Origin of the sequence: Fusobacterium sp. (genome assembly GCF_019012925.1) — a bacterium.
GTDB lineage: Bacteria > Fusobacteriota > Fusobacteriia > Fusobacteriales > Fusobacteriaceae > Fusobacterium_A.
Genome location: NZ_JAGIRL010000015.1, coordinates 59,908 through 75,935, shown reverse-complemented (window position 1 = coordinate 75,935; position 16,028 = coordinate 59,908). Strand labels below are relative to the sequence as shown.

Here is a 16,028-nt window from a genome sequence, read left to right as displayed (position 1 = left end):
ATGTGGTCATAGAGCTGGCAAGAAAACTCTTGATATAAGAGAGTGGACTTGTCCAATTTGTCATACACACCACGATAGAGATATAAATGCAAGTAAAAATATACTAGCTGAAGGACTAAGAATAAGACAAGTTGTCTAAAAATAAAAAGAACCGTAGGAACTATGGGGATAGCTTGGTAAATATAGTTGGCTAACAAAAGCAACTATTTCCCAAGAAGAAGCTCCCACTTCAAAAATTACGAAGTAATTTTAAGTGGGAGAGGTTCACTCAAATATATACCCTATACTAAGTTGTGAGATAAGTTCTCCACTTTCATTATCTTTTGATACTGAAAATTCAATAGGGCCTAAAATACTTCCATAAGCTAATGAAAGGTTAAACCCTTGAGAGTAGTCTTCCCAGATAACTTTTTTATTAGGAGATGGACTCTCTTTTAAATCACTGTAAGTTCCAATATTCCAACGAGCATTTAAATAGAGATTTGTATCAAGCTTGTAGCTTACTCCCAATTTACCAATCATAAAATCTTCTACTAGTTTTTGCTGATAGAAATAACCATAAAAAGCAAAATCTTTATTTTGAAGATTGTTTTTAGTTCCACCTAGACGGATAAATTTATCCATTGAATTAATTTCATCTCCCTTAATGACTCCACCAGCTAGACCATAATTAAATGTTATTTTTTTCGTAATTGGAAGATAACCATCAAAGGTATATAAAGGACCATAGAAACTGGAATTTGACTTATCAAAGCTTCCTTCCCAACTATATTTGAAGTCTAATTTTGAACCAGAGTGTGGGAATATATCAGAGTCAAGAGTATTAAAATTAACTTTGAAAAAAGCTCCATTGTAGTTTTTAGAATACTCAATCTCATTAGGATTGAGAGAACCAGTTTCCTGTTCTAGTTTAGCATAGGAACTGTTGATTCCATATGCTACAGTCAGTTGATTGTTATATTGAGTAAGAGCTCCAATCTCTGCATCAAAGGTGCTAACCAACAGATTTGAAATCTTTTTGTTTCCATTATATAGGAAGAATGGATTCTCGTTGTAATCAAAGTTGGCAAAAATACCAATCTTATTAGAATAACCATAGTATATAAAGTTTTTAAAATTTACTCCTAAATAATCTCCTACTTGCAAGTTGACAAGGGTATTATTTCCAATTTTTCCAAAATTTGTAATAGTTGTACCTATATCAAAAGTTGTTCCATAACCAGTGAGATACTTAACTCCCATTCCAACAGAGTTGTTAGGATTTATTCCAACATCTAGAACTAAATTATCATCTTCAATATCATAGTATAGATAGTTGATAATCTCATTACCATAAAGCTTTAGAAGTTGCATCTCCAACTCCTCTAATGAAATATCTTTATCTATAATATTAGAGAGAGAGCTATCTATAATAGCTTGATTTTTTTCAGAAATATCACTTTTAAACTTTATATTTTTAATACAAACATTATTGTTTAGTTTTAGCTTAGGAGTTGGTTTAGTAAGATTTTTGGGAAGATCTTCTAAAAGAGGTAGTTTCTCCTTTGTAGCCTTCTCACCTAATTCTACAAAAAGACTACTCTTATCTAGTTCTGTAGCTGAATATTCAAGTACATCAGGTGTTATTAATATAGAAGCAAGTTTTCTCTGTTCATCTGTAGAAGAAGCACTTTGAATAGCAACAAGTTGATTTAAAACACTGATGATATTGTATTCTTTTTTATCTTTTATCTCATTTCCAACATCACTACCAATTACTACATCAGCTCCCATGTCAATGGCATCAATAACTGGAAAGTTTCTAGAAACAAGTCCATCAACATAGAGTCTATCATTAATTTCAACAGGATCAAATATAGTAGGGATAGCTGTACTTGCAACAATGGCTTTGGCTAAATCTCCATCTTTAAAAGCTACAGCCTCTCCAGTATTAAGATCAGTTGCTATAATTCTAAGTGGGATTGGTAATTTATCAAAATCTTTTATATCCTCTACATTGTTTAGTAGTTTTTTTAATTCAAAATACATCATCTGACTATTTCCGAAACTTTTAGGTAGAGAGAAATTGAATTTATTATCATATTTAACTGAAACCATATAGTTTTTGTTATTGATTTTCTTTTCTAATGGAATTTTATCCTCTACAAAATCACCATTGATAAACTCATCCCAACTATTTTTAGATAAAATCTGTTCGATTTGATCTGGTGAATATCCAGCAGAATAGAGAGCTCCTATCAAAGCTCCAATACTTGTACCAGTTATATAATCTGGACGAATACCTAAACTTTCTAGAGTCTTGAGGACTCCTATATGAGCAAGTCCCTTTGCTCCACCACCACTCAAAGTAAGACCTATCTTTATATTTTTTTTATTCTTTTTAAATTTATTTTTTTTAATTTTTTCTAATTGAGTAATTTTATTCTCTAAAATTTTAATCTGCTCTTTTAAATTATTTATCTCAAAATCTTCTTTAGAAGTCAGTGTTTTAGCAAAAGTTTTAGTTTGAATAAAGAGTATAGAAAAAATTAAATACATAGCTAAAGTAAATTTTTTCATTTTTCCTCCTATATTTTCCATACCATTATATTATATCAAACTTTTAAAAAAAATAAAATAAAGAATGAGCTAAAGTTTGATTTTTACCATTAAAAATGCTATAATACTAATAAAAAAGATTAGGAAGATTAAGTAGTAAGAGGTAAGGAAATAAAAAATTGTTTCTTTACTCCTTATTATTTACTTCCTAATCTGTAAAGTTTATAGGAGGATATATGTTTGACGAGAGAAAAGTTCAAATGGAATTAGCAGGTAGAACACTTACTTTTTCTACTGGTAAAATAGCGAGACAATCTTGTGGAGCTGTAATGGTACAATATGGAGATACTGTAGTTTTAAGTACAGTAAACAGAAGTAAGGAACCTAGAAAGGAAAATGACTTTTTCCCATTGACAGTAGATTATATAGAAAAGTTTTATGCTGCTGGAAAATTCCCTGGAGGATTCAATAAAAGAGAGGGAAAACCATCAACAAATGCTACATTGACAGCAAGACTTATAGATAGACCAATAAGACCTATGTTTCCAGATGGATTCAACTATGATGTACACATTGTAAATACTGTATTTTCATTTGATGAGAAAAATACACCTGACTACTTAGGAATAATTGGATCATCAATGGCATTAATGTTATCAGATCTACCATTTTTAGGACCAGTTGCAGGTGTTGTAATAGGTTATAAAGATGGAGAGTTCATACTAAACCCTACTCCAGAGGAGTTAGAGACAAGTGAGCTTGAGTTATCAGTAGCTGGAACAAAAGAAGCTATAAACATGGTTGAAGCAGGAGCAAAAGAGCTAGATGAAGAGACTATGTTAAAAGCTATTATGTTTGCTCACGAAAATATCAAAAAGATATGTGATTTCCAAGAAGCTTTTGCAAAAGAAGTTGGAAAAGAGAAGATGGAATTTGTAAAACCAGAAGTTATGCCACTAGTTAAGAACTTCATTGATGAGAGAGGAATGGAGAGATTACAAGCAGCGGTTCTAACTTTAGGTAAGAAAAATAGAGAGGAAGCTGTAGATTCTCTAGAAGAGGAGTTATTAGAAACATTCAAAGTGGAAAACTATGGAGAGGGAGAAGATGTAGAATTCCCTGAAGATGTTTTAATTGAGTTCAAAGGATATTACCACGACTTAATGAAAAAATTGGTAAGAGATGCTATTCTTTACCACAAACATAGAGTAGACGGAAGAAAAACAACTGAGATAAGACCATTATTTGCAGAGGTTGATTGTCTACCTATTCCACATGGTTCTGCAATGTTTACAAGAGGAGAGACTCAAGCAGTAGTTGTAACAACACTAGGAACTAAAGAGGATGAACAATTAGTAGATGACTTAGAAAAAGAATACTACAAAAAATTCTATTTACATTATAACTTCCCACCATATTCAGTAGGAGAGACTGGAAGAATGGGAAGCCCTGGTAGAAGAGAGTTAGGACATGGATCTTTAGCAGAGAGAGCTTTAAGATATGTTATACCATCAGAGGAGGAGTTCCCATATACAATAAGAGTTGTATCTGAGATCACTGAATCAAATGGATCATCTTCACAAGCTTCAATCTGTGGTGGATCATTATCATTGATGGCTGCAGGTGTACCTATAAAAGAGCATGTAGCTGGAATCGCAATGGGACTTATAAAAGAGGGAGAAGAGTTCACAGTATTAACTGATATAATGGGACTAGAGGACCATTTAGGAGATATGGACTTTAAAGTTGCAGGTACTAAAAATGGTATAACAGCTCTTCAAATGGATATAAAAATAACAGGAATTACAGAAGAGATAATGAGAATAGCTTTAAAACAAGCTTTAGAAGCTAGAAATCAAATTCTTGAGCTAATGAACAACACAATTCCTGCTCCAGCACCTATCAAATCAAATGTACCAAGAATACATCAAATGGTTATCCCAACTGATAAGATAGCAGCATTAATCGGGCCAGGAGGAAAAAATATAAAAGGAATAATTGATCAAACTGGAGCAACTGTTGATATCAATGATGATGGAAAAGTTTCTATATTCTGTAAAGATGAGGCAGCTTTAGTTGAAACAGTAAGATTGGTAAACTCTTATGTTAAAGATGTAGAAGTTGGAGAGATCTATTCAGGTAGAGTTGTAAGTATCCAAAAATTTGGAGCATTTATGGAAATATTACCAGGTAAAGAGGGACTTTTACATGTTTCTGAAATCTCTCAAGAGAGAGTAGCAAATGTAGAGGATGTATTAAAAGTAGGAGATGTATTTGACGTAAAAGTTATCTCTACTGACAATGGAAAAATAAGTTTAAGTAAAAAGAGAGTGTAATATTGAGAATATGAGTGTCATTGAAAGATGACACTCAAATCTCTTTAAACTGTATGAGTAATTATAATATTTAGAGATGTAAGGAGAAAAATAAAGAATGAAATTAGCTTTGATTAGCTTAGGTTGTAGTAAAAATTTGGTAGATAGTGAACACTATTTAGGAATTTTATCTAAAAGAAAGGGCATGGAGCTAACAAGTGAGGTAGCAGAAGCTGACATAGTAATTGTTAATACTTGTGGTTTTATAGGAGATGCAAAAGAGGAGTCAATAGAGACTATTCTAGAAGTGAGTGAACTTAGAGAGACTGGAAACTTAAAAAAATTGATAGTAGCTGGTTGTTTAGCACAAAAATATTCAGAGGAGATATTAAAAGAACTTCCTGAAGTTGACGCAGTAATAGGAACTGGTGATATAGATAAGATAGAGAGAGTTGTAGATGAGATTTTAGCTGATAAAAAAGTGGTTGAAACAACAAACTTAACTTTCTTAGCTAATGCTAACACAGAGAGAGTTATAACAACTGCAGCACATACAGCTTACTTGAAGATATCGGAAGGGTGTAATAGAGCTTGTACTTACTGTATAATACCACAGATGAGAGGAAGATTAAGAAGTAGAAGTATAGAGGATATAGTACAAGAAGCTAAGCAATTAGTGGCTAGTGGAGTAAAAGAGATAAATCTTTTGGCACAGGAAACTACTGAGTATGGAATCGATCTATATGGAGACAAGAAACTGGCAGCTCTGATGAAAGAGTTATGTAAGATAGATGGATTAAAATGGTTAAGAACTTATTATATGCACCCAGAGTATGTAACAGATGAGTTAATCGAAGTGATGAAAACTGAAGAGAAGATCTGTAAATACTTTGATGTACCAATACAACATGTTTCAGACAATATATTGAGAAATATGGCTAGAGCAAAGAGTGGAGAACAGGTAAAAAGTGTTTTAAATAGAATAAGAACAGCTATTCCAGATGCTACAATTAGAACAACTCTTATCGTTGGTTTCCCTGGAGAAACAGAGGAGAACTTCCAAGAGCTAATGGAGTATGTAAGAGAGTTCGAGTTTGATTATGCAGGTGTATTTAAATATTCAAGAGAAGAGGATACAGTAGCTTATGGATTACCTGATCAGGTTCCAGAAGAGATAAAAGAGAGAAGATATGCAGAGCTTGTAAATTTACAAAGCGAGATAGCAGAGAGAAAAAATAGAAAATTACTAGGACAAGAGATAGAGGTTATGATAGATGGTGTTTCTAGTGAAAGTGAGTACCTATTAGAAGGAAGAACAAGAGGACAGGCATTGGAGATAGATGGAAAAGTTCTAACAACTGATGGTACAGCAAAACCTGGGGAAATTGTTAAAGTTAAGTTTGAACAGAATTTTGAGTATGATTTTGTTGGACCAATAGTAAAAAATGAAAAATAGAGAATAAAAAATATAAAGGAGAGCATAAAAATGAATTTACCAAATAAATTAACATTTTTAAGACTTGTACTCGCTGTACCTTTTATATACTTTCTTCAGTTTTCAAATGAGGGAGGATTTAGTTATAGGGCAATAGCTTTTGTTATATTTGTGATAGCATCCCTTACAGATTTTTTTGATGGATACCTAGCAAGAAAACATAATTTGGTAACAGATTTTGGTAAAATTATGGATCCATTGGCTGATAAGGTTCTTGTTATATCAGCATTAGTCATATTTGTTGATTTGGGATATATCCCTTCATGGATGTCAATTGTAGTGATTGCAAGAGAATTTTTAATAAGTGGGATAAGAATGCTAGCTGCTGCTAAAGGAGAGGTTATACCAGCAGGAAAGTTAGGGAAGTATAAGACAACTAGTCAGATGATAGTGATACTTATAATGATTATTTTTGGGGATAACAAGTGGAATATCTATATGATGATGATTCCAGTTATATTAACACTATGGTCTGGTTGGGAATATACTTCTAAAGCAAAACATTATTTTTTAAACTCAAAATAGAAAGAGGTACTAGATATGATTTTAATTGTAAGGATAGTAGATCTATTAGTTAGTGTAATAAACACTCTTATTTTAATAAGGGTTGTTCTTTCATGGTTATCACCAATGTCAAGAAATGGATTTACAGAGTTAATATATAATACAACGGAGCCAATATTAAGACCATTTAGAATGCTTATACCTATAGGAAATATGAGAATGGATATTTCGCCTATTATAGCATATTTCTTTTTTATAGTTTTGAGAAGATTAATTTTTATGCTTATATTTTAATAGGGAAGCTTAAAGCTTCTCTATTTTTGTAATTTAAAAATGAAACTTTTAAGGAGAAAAAGATGGAAGATATAGTGAGTGAATACCATATACCAGTGTTATACAGAGAGTGTATAGATAACTTGGTGGTAGATAAGAATGGAGTATATTTAGATTGTACTTTAGGTGGAGGTGGTCATTCAGAGGGGATCTTAAAAGAACTATCTGAAAATGGACATCTTATATCAATAGATCAAGATCAACAAGCAATAGATTTTGCTAAGAAGAGATTGGAAAAATATGGAAAAAAATGGGAAGTATTTAAGAATAATTTTGAAAATTTAGATATGGTACTATACATGGCTGGATATGATAAAGTTGATGGAATTTTAATGGATATTGGAGTTTCTTCAACACAGTTAGATGATCCAGAGAGGGGATTTTCTTATAGATATGATACAAAGTTAGATATGAGAATGAATAGAAGTAACCCATTATCAGCTTATGAAGTTGTAAACGAGTATCCAGAGGAAAAATTATCTAAGATAATATTTGAATATGGGGAAGAGAGAAATGCTAGAAAGATAGCTAAGTTTATATGTGAAGCTAGAGCTGAGAAAAACATAGAGACAACAGGAGAACTTGTAGCTATAATAAAGAGAGCTTATCCAGAGAGAGCTCAAAAACACCCAGCAAAGAAGACTTTCCAAGCTATTAGAATAGAGGTTAATAGAGAGTTAGAGGTTTTAGAAAAAGCTATAGATAAGGCTGTGGACTCTCTAAAAGTGGGAGGAAGATTGGGAATTATAACTTTCCACTCATTAGAAGATAGATTGGTAAAAACAAAATTTAAAGATTTGGCTACTGCTTGTAAGTGTCCTCCAGGATTGCCAATATGTGTGTGTGGTGGAAAGGCAAAGGTAAAACTAATAACTAAAAAACCAATAGTTCCAGAAGGAGAAGAGGTAAAGTTTAATAACAGAGCACACTCATCAAAATTGAGAGTAGTTGAAAGGATAGGTTAAGATGAGAATTGTAGCAATATTTTTAGTTGGATTGATTTCAGTGTGGTTATACCATGGGAATCTATTAGTTAAGGTATCTAGATTAGAGTTATCCATTAAAACTGGAAATAAACAGTTAGATGAGCTACAAAAAGAGCTTGAAAAAAAAGAATTACAGTACGATTCACTCATGGATTTAGAGAGAATTGGAAATGAGATGAAAAAAAAGAAAAATATGAGTATTTCAAATGAGATAAAGTTCTTTAAAATAGAGGAGTAATACCTAATGTTAAAAAAAAATCAAATAATAGAGATAAAGGTAGATAAGATAGTAAATGGCGGAGAAGGCTTGGGATATTACAATGATTTTGCAGTGTTTGTTCCAATGTCTGTGCCAAATGATATACTAAAAATAAAGATAATATCTGTAAAGAAAAGCTATGCTAGAGGTCTGATAGAGGAGATTGTAGAAGCTGGAGAAGAGAGGGTAGAGGACAGGAGTAAGATAACATTTGAAGATTTTCAAGGTTGTGATTTTGGAATGTTGCAATATTCAGCACAGTTAAAGTATAAAAAACTGATGGTTGAAGATGTGATGAGAAAGATTGGAAAATTAGAAAATGTGAGAGTCAATGATGTATTGGGAAGTGTAGAACCATACCATTATCGTAATAAGATAATAGAGCCGTTCTCTAAGTATAATGGAGAGATTATTACAGGTTTCTTTAAAAGAAAATCACATGACGTATTTCAAGTGGAGGAAAATATATTAAATTCAAAGCTTGGAAATGAGATAATAAGAGAGTTAAAAAAGATATTAAACAGAGAAAAAGTATCGGTTTATGACGAGAAAGAGCACAGTGGAATATTGAGACATATTATGGTAAGAACAAACTCAAAAGATGAAGCTATGGTAGTCTTAATAATAAATGCTACAAAGGTAGAGAAGAGATATAAAGATATCCTAATGGAGTTAAAAAATAAAATAAGTCAAATAAAATCTATATATGTATCGTTGAATAATAGAAGAACTAACTTTGCTTTAGGAGAGAAGAATATCTTTATTTGGGGAGAGAAGAGCATAAAAGAGGAGATTGATGGGATACACTTCAACATCTCACCAAAATCTTTTTTCCAGATAAACTTACCACAAACTAAGAGATTATACAATGTAGCTATAAATTATTTTGAAAATATAGAGAATAAATATATAGTAGATGCTTATTCAGGAACTGGTACTATTGCTATGATACTTTCTAAAAAAGCTAAAAAAGTATATGCAATAGAGCTAGTTGAATCAGCAACACTTGATGGAGTAAAGACAGCACAGGAGAATGAAATAGAGAATATTCAGTTTATAAATGGAGCTGTAGAGGATAAGATGCTAGAATTAATCAACAGAGGAGATAAAGTTGATGCTGTTATTTTTGATCCACCAAGAAAAGGGATAGAGGAAAAAAGTTTGATAAAAACATCAGAGAGTGGAATAAAAGAGATTGTTTATATTTCATGTAATCCATCTACTTTTGCTAGAGATGCTGAAATTTTGACTAGACTAGGTTATAAAATAGATGAAGTACAACCAGTGGATATGTTTCCAGGAACATCTCATACTGAGGTAGTAGGAAGATTTTATAAATAGGAGAAGAGAGTTATGAAAATAATATTGTTTATAGTATTAGCTTATATTTTAGGAGCTTTACCTAATGGTGTATGGATAGGAAAATATTTTAAAAACATAGACATTAGAAACTATGGTAGTAAAAACTCAGGAGCAACTAATGCTTATAGAGTACTGGGAGCTAGATATGGAATAATGGTCCTTATAGCAGATGCATTAAAGGGATTTTTACCACCATTTATAGCTAGTAAATATGGAGTTGAAGGAAATTATTTGTTACTTATAGGTATGATAGCTATAATAGGGCATACACTATCGTTTTTTCTGAACTTTAAGGGTGGAAAAGGTGTTGCAACAAGTTTAGGAGTATTTTTATTTCTAGTTCCAAATGTAACTTTAACACTTTTAATAATATTTATAGTGGTAGTGGCTATTACGAGATACATCTCTCTTGGATCAATAATAGCTTCAATAATGTTACCAATATTAACATATTTTTATCCAATAAAAAATGGAATAGACAGAGTACCATTAGTTATAATGACAGCATTAATAGGTGGATTTGTTGTATATAAACATAAAAGTAATATTGGAAGACTTCTTAATGGAACAGAGAATAAATTCAAACTAAAATAGGAGGAAGTTATGAAAAAAGTTGTTATAATAGGAGCAGGGAGCTGGGGAACAGCTTTAGGACTAGTATTGGCAAGTAAAGAGTATGAAGTTACTATGTGGGAATATGATAGAGAAAAAGCTGAAGAGATTCAAAGCTCAAGAGAGAATAAGAGGTATCTTCCTGGAATAAAGTTTCCAGATAATCTGAATGTAACATCTGAGAGCAAAGATCTATTAAAAGGGATAAAATATGTTATATTTTCAGTACCTTCACAGGTATTAAGAGGTGTAGTTAGAAATTTTTCACACCAGTTAACTGAAGATATGATATTGGTAAATACTGCAAAAGGGATAGAGGTTTCTACTGGAATGAGATTATCTCAAGTTATGAAAGATGAGATAATAGGAAAATATCACAAAAATATAGTGGTATTATCAGGACCAACTCACGCTGAAGAGGTAGCTATAGGAATACCTACAACAATAGTTGCTGCTGGAATAAAAGAGAAGGCTGGAGAGATACAAGAGCTATTTAATACAAAGAATTTTAGAGTGTATCTGAATGAGGATATAGTAGGAGTAGAGCTAGGAGCAGCTGTAAAAAATTGCTTGGCAATAGGAGCTGGAATAGCTGATGGAATGGGATTTGGAGATAATACAAAAGCAGCTTTAATAACAAGGGGAATAGCTGAGATGGTAAGATTTGGAAAGGTTTTAGGTGCTGATGAGAGAACTTTTTCAGGTTTGAGTGGAATAGGAGATTTAATAGTCACTTGTGCAAGTAAGCACAGTAGAAATAGACATGTAGGTGAATGTTTAGGTAAAGGGCAAACAATTGAGGAGATACTAGCAAATATGACTATGGTAGCTGAGGGAGTTCCTACTGTAAAAGCAGTGTATGAACAGGCTAAGAACTTAGGAATATCAATGCCAATTGTAGAGGCTACATACAATATTATTTATAATAATGCCAATGCAAAAAATATGGTAGAAGCTTTGATGGAAAGAGAATTAAAGGTAGAATTTTACTAAGATAAACAAAAAGTGGGGATGTAATATGCTAGATAGGGACCTTATCTCATTTTATTTAGAAGATATAAGAAAATATGATGTTTTAGATAAAAATGAAGAAATAGAATTACTAAAAAAAGCGAAAGCTGGAGATAATGAAGCAAAGAATAGGTTGATTTTATGTAATTTGAGATTGGTAGTTAATATTGCTAAAAGTTATACCAACAGAGGGTTGAGTCTTATAGATTTAATAAGTGAAGGAAATTTTGGATTGATCTATGCTGTTGAAAAATTTGATATAGATAAGGGATTCAGATTTTCTACATATGCTGTATGGTGGATAAAACAATCTATTAATAAAGCTATTATCTGTAAGGGTAGGGGAATTAGAATTCCTTCATATAAATATGATCTTTTAAACAGAGTAAATAAGTATGTAACTCAAAGGGTTAAAGAGGAGGGTGTCTATCCAACTGTAGAAGAGATAGCTCAAGATCTAAAGTTGGATAAGGATAAGGTAGATGATATTATCTTAACTTTCCAAGACCCAATGTCTTTGAGTGCAAGTATAGGTGATGATATATATTTAGAGGATACAATAGCAGATAATATAGATCATACTTTGGAAGATGAGATAATTGAAGAGATTGGAAGAAGTCAGTTGAGAGAGCTTGTAGAGGTACTTGATACACGTGAAAAGCAAATTTTAACCTTAAGATATGGTTTAGATGGTGAAGAGATACATACTTTAGAGGAGATAGGACAAACTTTTAACATAACTAGGGAGAGAGTAAGACAGATTGAAAAGAAAACTTTAAAAAAATTAAAGAATCAATATAGTAAAAATAACAATAAATTCTTTTAATAATGATTTATTCTGAAAGGAGACCATAGAGTGAAGATTATAATAGAAAGATTAGAATTTTTAAAAAGACTGAGAATTATAGAAAAGGTAATAACAGAAAATAAGATCAGACCAATAATATCATGTGCATATGTGGAAACAAGAGGAGATAAACTATTTTTCTGTGGTACAAACTTAGAGTCAACTATTACAACTGAGATGAAGTGTAGTGAGGTAATAGAGGGTGGAAAAATTGTTTTTCAATACCAGTTGGTAGAAGAGTATTTGAAAGAGTTGAAAGACGAGGTTGTGACATTTATCGAAAAAGATGGAAATCTATTGATAGAGAGTTCAGATTCAGCTTCAGAGTTTTCATTGATGGACGCTTCAGATTTTCCTAAAATATTAGTAGATGAAAACTTTTCAGAAAAGACAGAGATCTTTAAAATAGAGAGTCAAGAGTTAGCTAATATATTTGAAAAGGTTAAGTATGCAGCAGCTCTTTCAAGTGACAATTTAGCAATAAACTGTGTAAAAATGGAAAATGAAAAAAACAAATTAAAATTCATTACAACAGATACATATAGACTTGTGTATTTAGAGAAGGAGTTAGATGAGATAACAGAGGATATTGAAGTTAGTATTCCTCTTAATACAGTTGAGTCAATGACAAAATTATTGAGAAGTATAGAGAATACAGAGATAAAATTTTATTTTATAAATAAAAGTATCTTCTTTAAAATGGAAGATGTATTGATTGTAAGTAGGGTTATAGATATGGCATTCCCAAATTATAAGGGAATTTTGAAAAATAATAACTATGATAAAAAACTTACAATAAAAGCGGAAGTATTTATGAAAATGTTAAAAAGAATTATTATTTTTGTAAGAAATAACTCTGAATCAAAATATGGAGCTACTTTTCAATTGAATAGTGGTGAATTAAAAGTAAATGGTGTAAATGAAATTGCTAAAATTAATGAGGAGTTAAAAGTGGAGTATGAGGGGGATAATATAAGAATAGCACTGAATACAAAATTTTTAGCTGATTTCATACAAAATTTAGATAAAGAGAAGGAGATAACTTTAGAATTTATCGCTTCTAATAACTCTGTAAAGATAAGAGAAAATGAGGTAGAGGAGTATATTTATATACTGATGCCATTAGCTTTAAAAGACTAATTTTTCTAAGAAAAAAATAAAATGTACAATTTTTGAAAAAATAAAACTTACAATTATTTAAAAAGTATGATACAATATATTGTACTGCATTAAGAAAACATAGGATTATTCTCTGAATTATAAATTAATAAAAAATTTATTATCTTTTTATCCGCTAAATTGCTTATATAAAATTAGAACAGAGAGATTCCTATAATATGACAGTAAACAACTTATTATAGGACACATAGGTGGACAGATAAGAAATTTGTAATTGTAAGGATGTGAATAATGGAAAAATTAGAAAAATTTAGAGAATTAGGATTAAGTGAGAAAACATTAAAGGCTTTGGCAAAAAAAGGTTATGAACAACCTACTCCAATACAGGCATTAACAATACCAGCTCTATTAAATGGAGATAAAGATATAATAGGACAGGCTCAAACAGGAACAGGAAAAACTGCAGCATTTTCATTACCAATACTTGAGAATTTTGAACCAAATAAAAATATTCAAGCTATAGTATTAGCTCCAACTAGAGAGTTAGCTCTACAAGTAGCAGAGGAGATGAATAGCTTAGCACACGGTAAGAAGATAAGAATTACTCCTGTATATGGAGGACAATCAATAGAGTTCCAAATAAGACAACTAAAAAAAGGAACAGATATCATTGTTGGAACTCCAGGAAGAGTTATGGACTTAATGGATAGAAAACTTATTAAGTTACAAGACTTAAAGTTTTTCATTCTTGATGAAGCAGATGAGATGTTAAATATGGGGTTTGTTGAGGATATAGAAAAGATTCTTGAAGCGACAAATGAAGATAAGAGAATGCTATTTTTCTCAGCAACTATGCCAAATGAGATATTGAAGATAGCTAAAAATCATATGAAAGAGTATGAAGTATTAGCTGTAAAAGCTAGAGAGTTAACAACAGATTTAACTGACCAAATATATTTTGAAGTGCATGAGAGAGATAAATTTGAAGCTTTATGCAGAATAATTGATTTAACAAAAGAGTTCTATGGAATTGTTTTCTGTCGTACAAAAAATGATGCTAACGATCTAGTAGGAAAGTTAAATGATAGAGGGTATGATGCTGAAGGATTACATGGAGATATTAGCCAAAACTATAGAGAAGTTACTTTGAAAAGATTTAAGGCTAAAAAGATAAATGTACTTGTAGCAACTGATGTAGCTGCTAGAGGTATAGACGTAAATGATCTATCACATGTAATTAACTACTCTATTCCTCAAGAAGCTGAGAGTTATGTACACAGAATAGGAAGAACTGGAAGAGCAGGAAAAGAGGGAACTGCTATTACATTTATAACTCCACAAGAGTATAGAAGACTTCTTCAGATTCAAAGAATAGTTAAAACTGAGATCAGAAAAGAGAGAGTACCTGAAGTTAAAGATGTAATTCAAGCTAAAAAGTTTAGACTTATGGAAGAGTTAAATGGAATTTTAGCTGAAGGAAACTATGATAACTTTAAAGAGTTTGCTAAGGAACTTTTAAACGGTGAGCAAGCATTGGATATAGTATCAGCTCTATTGAAACATGCTTATGATGATATTCTAGATGAAAATAATTACAATGAGATAAGTGAAGTTAAGCTAGAAAAATCTGGAAAAGTTAGATTGTTTATAGCATTGGGAAGAAAAAATGCTATGACTCCTAAGAAATTGGTGGACTATGTAATAAAAAGATCAAAAGTTGATGATAGAAAGATAAAAAATGTAGAGGTATTTGAAAATTTCTCATTTATGTCAGTTCCATTTACAGAAGCTGAAATGATACTTGAAGCATTCCAAAAAGAGAAAAATGGAAAGAAACCATTAGTAGAAAAAGCTAAGGATAAATCAGGGGACTCTAGCAAAGGTAAAGAGAGAAAAGAGAACTCAAGAAGAAAGAAAAAAGAGAACTAAAAATAATTAAATAGAAGAAGGGAGAAATTTTTATTCAATAAAATTTCTCCTTTTTTCATAAAAAAATATAATTACTACTCAAAGCTCTCTATTTATGGTATAATTAGAGCATTGAAAGCTAAGTTAGGAAGTGAAAAAATGGGAAGAATAGTATATTTTACAGGTGGAGCTAGGAGTGGAAAGAGTCTTCAAGCAGAAAAATATATTTTTGATAAAGAGTATACACAGAAAATATATTTAGCTACTTCAATTCCATTTGATGATGAGATGAAAGCTAGGGTAAAAAAGCATAAAGAGCAACGAGGAGAAAATTGGATAACAATTGAAGGGTATAGCAATCTCATTGAAAAAATTTCACCATATGCAGAGAGAGATGGAGTAATTCTTTTAGATTGTCTAACTAATATGGTAACCAATCTTATGATAATGGATAGAGAGTGCGATTGGGATAATATCTCAACTGATGAAGTAGATAGGATAGAATTAGAGATTAAAGATGAGGTTGAAAGCTTTTTTGAGTATGTGAAAAATCAAAAGATAGATGTGGTAGTTGTTTCCAATGAGTTGGGAATGGGGGTTGTTCCAGCCTATCCGCTAGGAAGATATTTTAGAGATATATGTGGAAGAATGAATCAAATAGCTGGAACTTATGCAGATGAGGCCTATATGGCAGTATCAGGTTTACAATTAAAATTAAAATAGATGTAATGGAGGAAAT

At 31.3% G+C, this 16,028-nt stretch carries 15 protein-coding genes; 14 read left to right on the top strand and 1 reads right to left on the bottom strand.

The window, feature by feature from the left end; translation table 11 throughout:
* On the top strand, positions 1 to 139 hold a 139-nt coding region (locus QZ286_RS02575), incomplete at its 5' end, for a zinc ribbon domain-containing protein (protein ID WP_291255418.1).
* 125 nt (positions 140 to 264) lie between these two features.
* On the opposite strand, the gene QZ286_RS02570 is transcribed toward QZ286_RS02575, so the two are convergent.
* The gene (locus QZ286_RS02570; RefSeq protein WP_291255416.1) at positions 265 to 2,559 is read right to left on the bottom strand and encodes a patatin-like phospholipase family protein; all 2,295 of its coding nucleotides are present in this window, start codon (positions 2,557 to 2,559) and stop codon (positions 265 to 267) included.
* 215 nt (positions 2,560 to 2,774) lie between these two features.
* Here QZ286_RS02570 and pnp point away from each other — a divergent pair, with 215 nt between their 5' ends.
* The 13 genes from pnp to cobU all read left to right on the top strand — a co-directional run bounded on the left by pnp (position 2,775) and on the right by cobU (position 16,012).
* Entirely contained in the window at positions 2,775 to 4,874 is a 2,100-nt protein-coding gene (gene pnp, locus QZ286_RS02565) for a polyribonucleotide nucleotidyltransferase (RefSeq protein WP_291255415.1), read from the top strand.
* A 97-nt stretch (positions 4,875 to 4,971) separates the two neighbouring features.
* Positions 4,972 to 6,309 (top strand): 30S ribosomal protein S12 methylthiotransferase RimO, encoded by a 1,338-nt coding sequence (gene rimO, locus QZ286_RS02560; RefSeq protein WP_291255414.1) that lies wholly within the window; start codon positions 4,972 to 4,974, stop codon positions 6,307 to 6,309.
* 30 nt (positions 6,310 to 6,339) lie between these two features.
* Complete coding sequence (gene pgsA, locus QZ286_RS02555; RefSeq protein WP_291255413.1) at positions 6,340 to 6,873, top strand: CDP-diacylglycerol--glycerol-3-phosphate 3-phosphatidyltransferase; 534 nt, start codon at positions 6,340 to 6,342, stop codon at positions 6,871 to 6,873.
* A gap of 15 nt (positions 6,874 to 6,888) precedes the next feature.
* On the top strand, positions 6,889 to 7,146 hold the full coding sequence (locus QZ286_RS02550; RefSeq protein ID WP_291255412.1) for a YggT family protein: 258 nt from the start codon (positions 6,889 to 6,891) through the stop codon (positions 7,144 to 7,146).
* Between the two features lie 62 nt (positions 7,147 to 7,208).
* On the top strand, positions 7,209 to 8,150 hold the full coding sequence (gene rsmH / locus QZ286_RS02545) for a 16S rRNA (cytosine(1402)-N(4))-methyltransferase RsmH (protein WP_291255411.1): 942 nt from the start codon (positions 7,209 to 7,211) through the stop codon (positions 8,148 to 8,150).
* Position 8,151: 1 nt separating this feature from the next.
* Complete coding sequence (locus QZ286_RS02540; protein WP_291255410.1) at positions 8,152 to 8,409, top strand: hypothetical protein; 258 nt, start codon at positions 8,152 to 8,154, stop codon at positions 8,407 to 8,409.
* Positions 8,410 to 8,415: 6 nt separating this feature from the next.
* The gene (gene rlmD, locus QZ286_RS02535; protein WP_291255409.1) at positions 8,416 to 9,771 is read left to right on the top strand and encodes a 23S rRNA (uracil(1939)-C(5))-methyltransferase RlmD; all 1,356 of its coding nucleotides are present in this window, start codon (positions 8,416 to 8,418) and stop codon (positions 9,769 to 9,771) included.
* A 12-nt stretch (positions 9,772 to 9,783) separates the two neighbouring features.
* Positions 9,784 to 10,386 carry a glycerol-3-phosphate 1-O-acyltransferase PlsY gene (plsY, locus tag QZ286_RS02530; protein WP_291255408.1) on the top strand — a complete coding sequence of 201 codons (603 nt, stop codon included), beginning with the start codon at positions 9,784 to 9,786 and terminating at the stop codon, positions 10,384 to 10,386.
* Between the two features lie 9 nt (positions 10,387 to 10,395).
* Positions 10,396 to 11,397 carry an NAD(P)H-dependent glycerol-3-phosphate dehydrogenase gene (locus QZ286_RS02525; RefSeq protein ID WP_291255407.1) on the top strand — a complete coding sequence of 334 codons (1,002 nt, stop codon included), beginning with the start codon at positions 10,396 to 10,398 and terminating at the stop codon, positions 11,395 to 11,397.
* 25 nt (positions 11,398 to 11,422) lie between these two features.
* Positions 11,423 to 12,241, top strand: a complete 819-nt coding sequence (locus tag QZ286_RS02520) for a sigma-70 family RNA polymerase sigma factor (RefSeq protein ID WP_291255406.1) — start codon at positions 11,423 to 11,425, stop codon at positions 12,239 to 12,241.
* A gap of 30 nt (positions 12,242 to 12,271) precedes the next feature.
* On the top strand, positions 12,272 to 13,402 hold the full coding sequence (dnaN, locus tag QZ286_RS02515; RefSeq protein ID WP_291255405.1) for a DNA polymerase III subunit beta: 1,131 nt from the start codon (positions 12,272 to 12,274) through the stop codon (positions 13,400 to 13,402).
* Between the two features lie 270 nt (positions 13,403 to 13,672).
* The gene (locus QZ286_RS02510) at positions 13,673 to 15,310 is read left to right on the top strand and encodes a DEAD/DEAH box helicase (RefSeq protein WP_291255404.1); all 1,638 of its coding nucleotides are present in this window, start codon (positions 13,673 to 13,675) and stop codon (positions 15,308 to 15,310) included.
* Between the two features lie 138 nt (positions 15,311 to 15,448).
* Positions 15,449 to 16,012, top strand: a complete 564-nt coding sequence (gene cobU, locus QZ286_RS02505; protein WP_291255403.1) for a bifunctional adenosylcobinamide kinase/adenosylcobinamide-phosphate guanylyltransferase — start codon at positions 15,449 to 15,451, stop codon at positions 16,010 to 16,012.
* Positions 16,013 to 16,028: the final 16 nt, after the last annotated feature.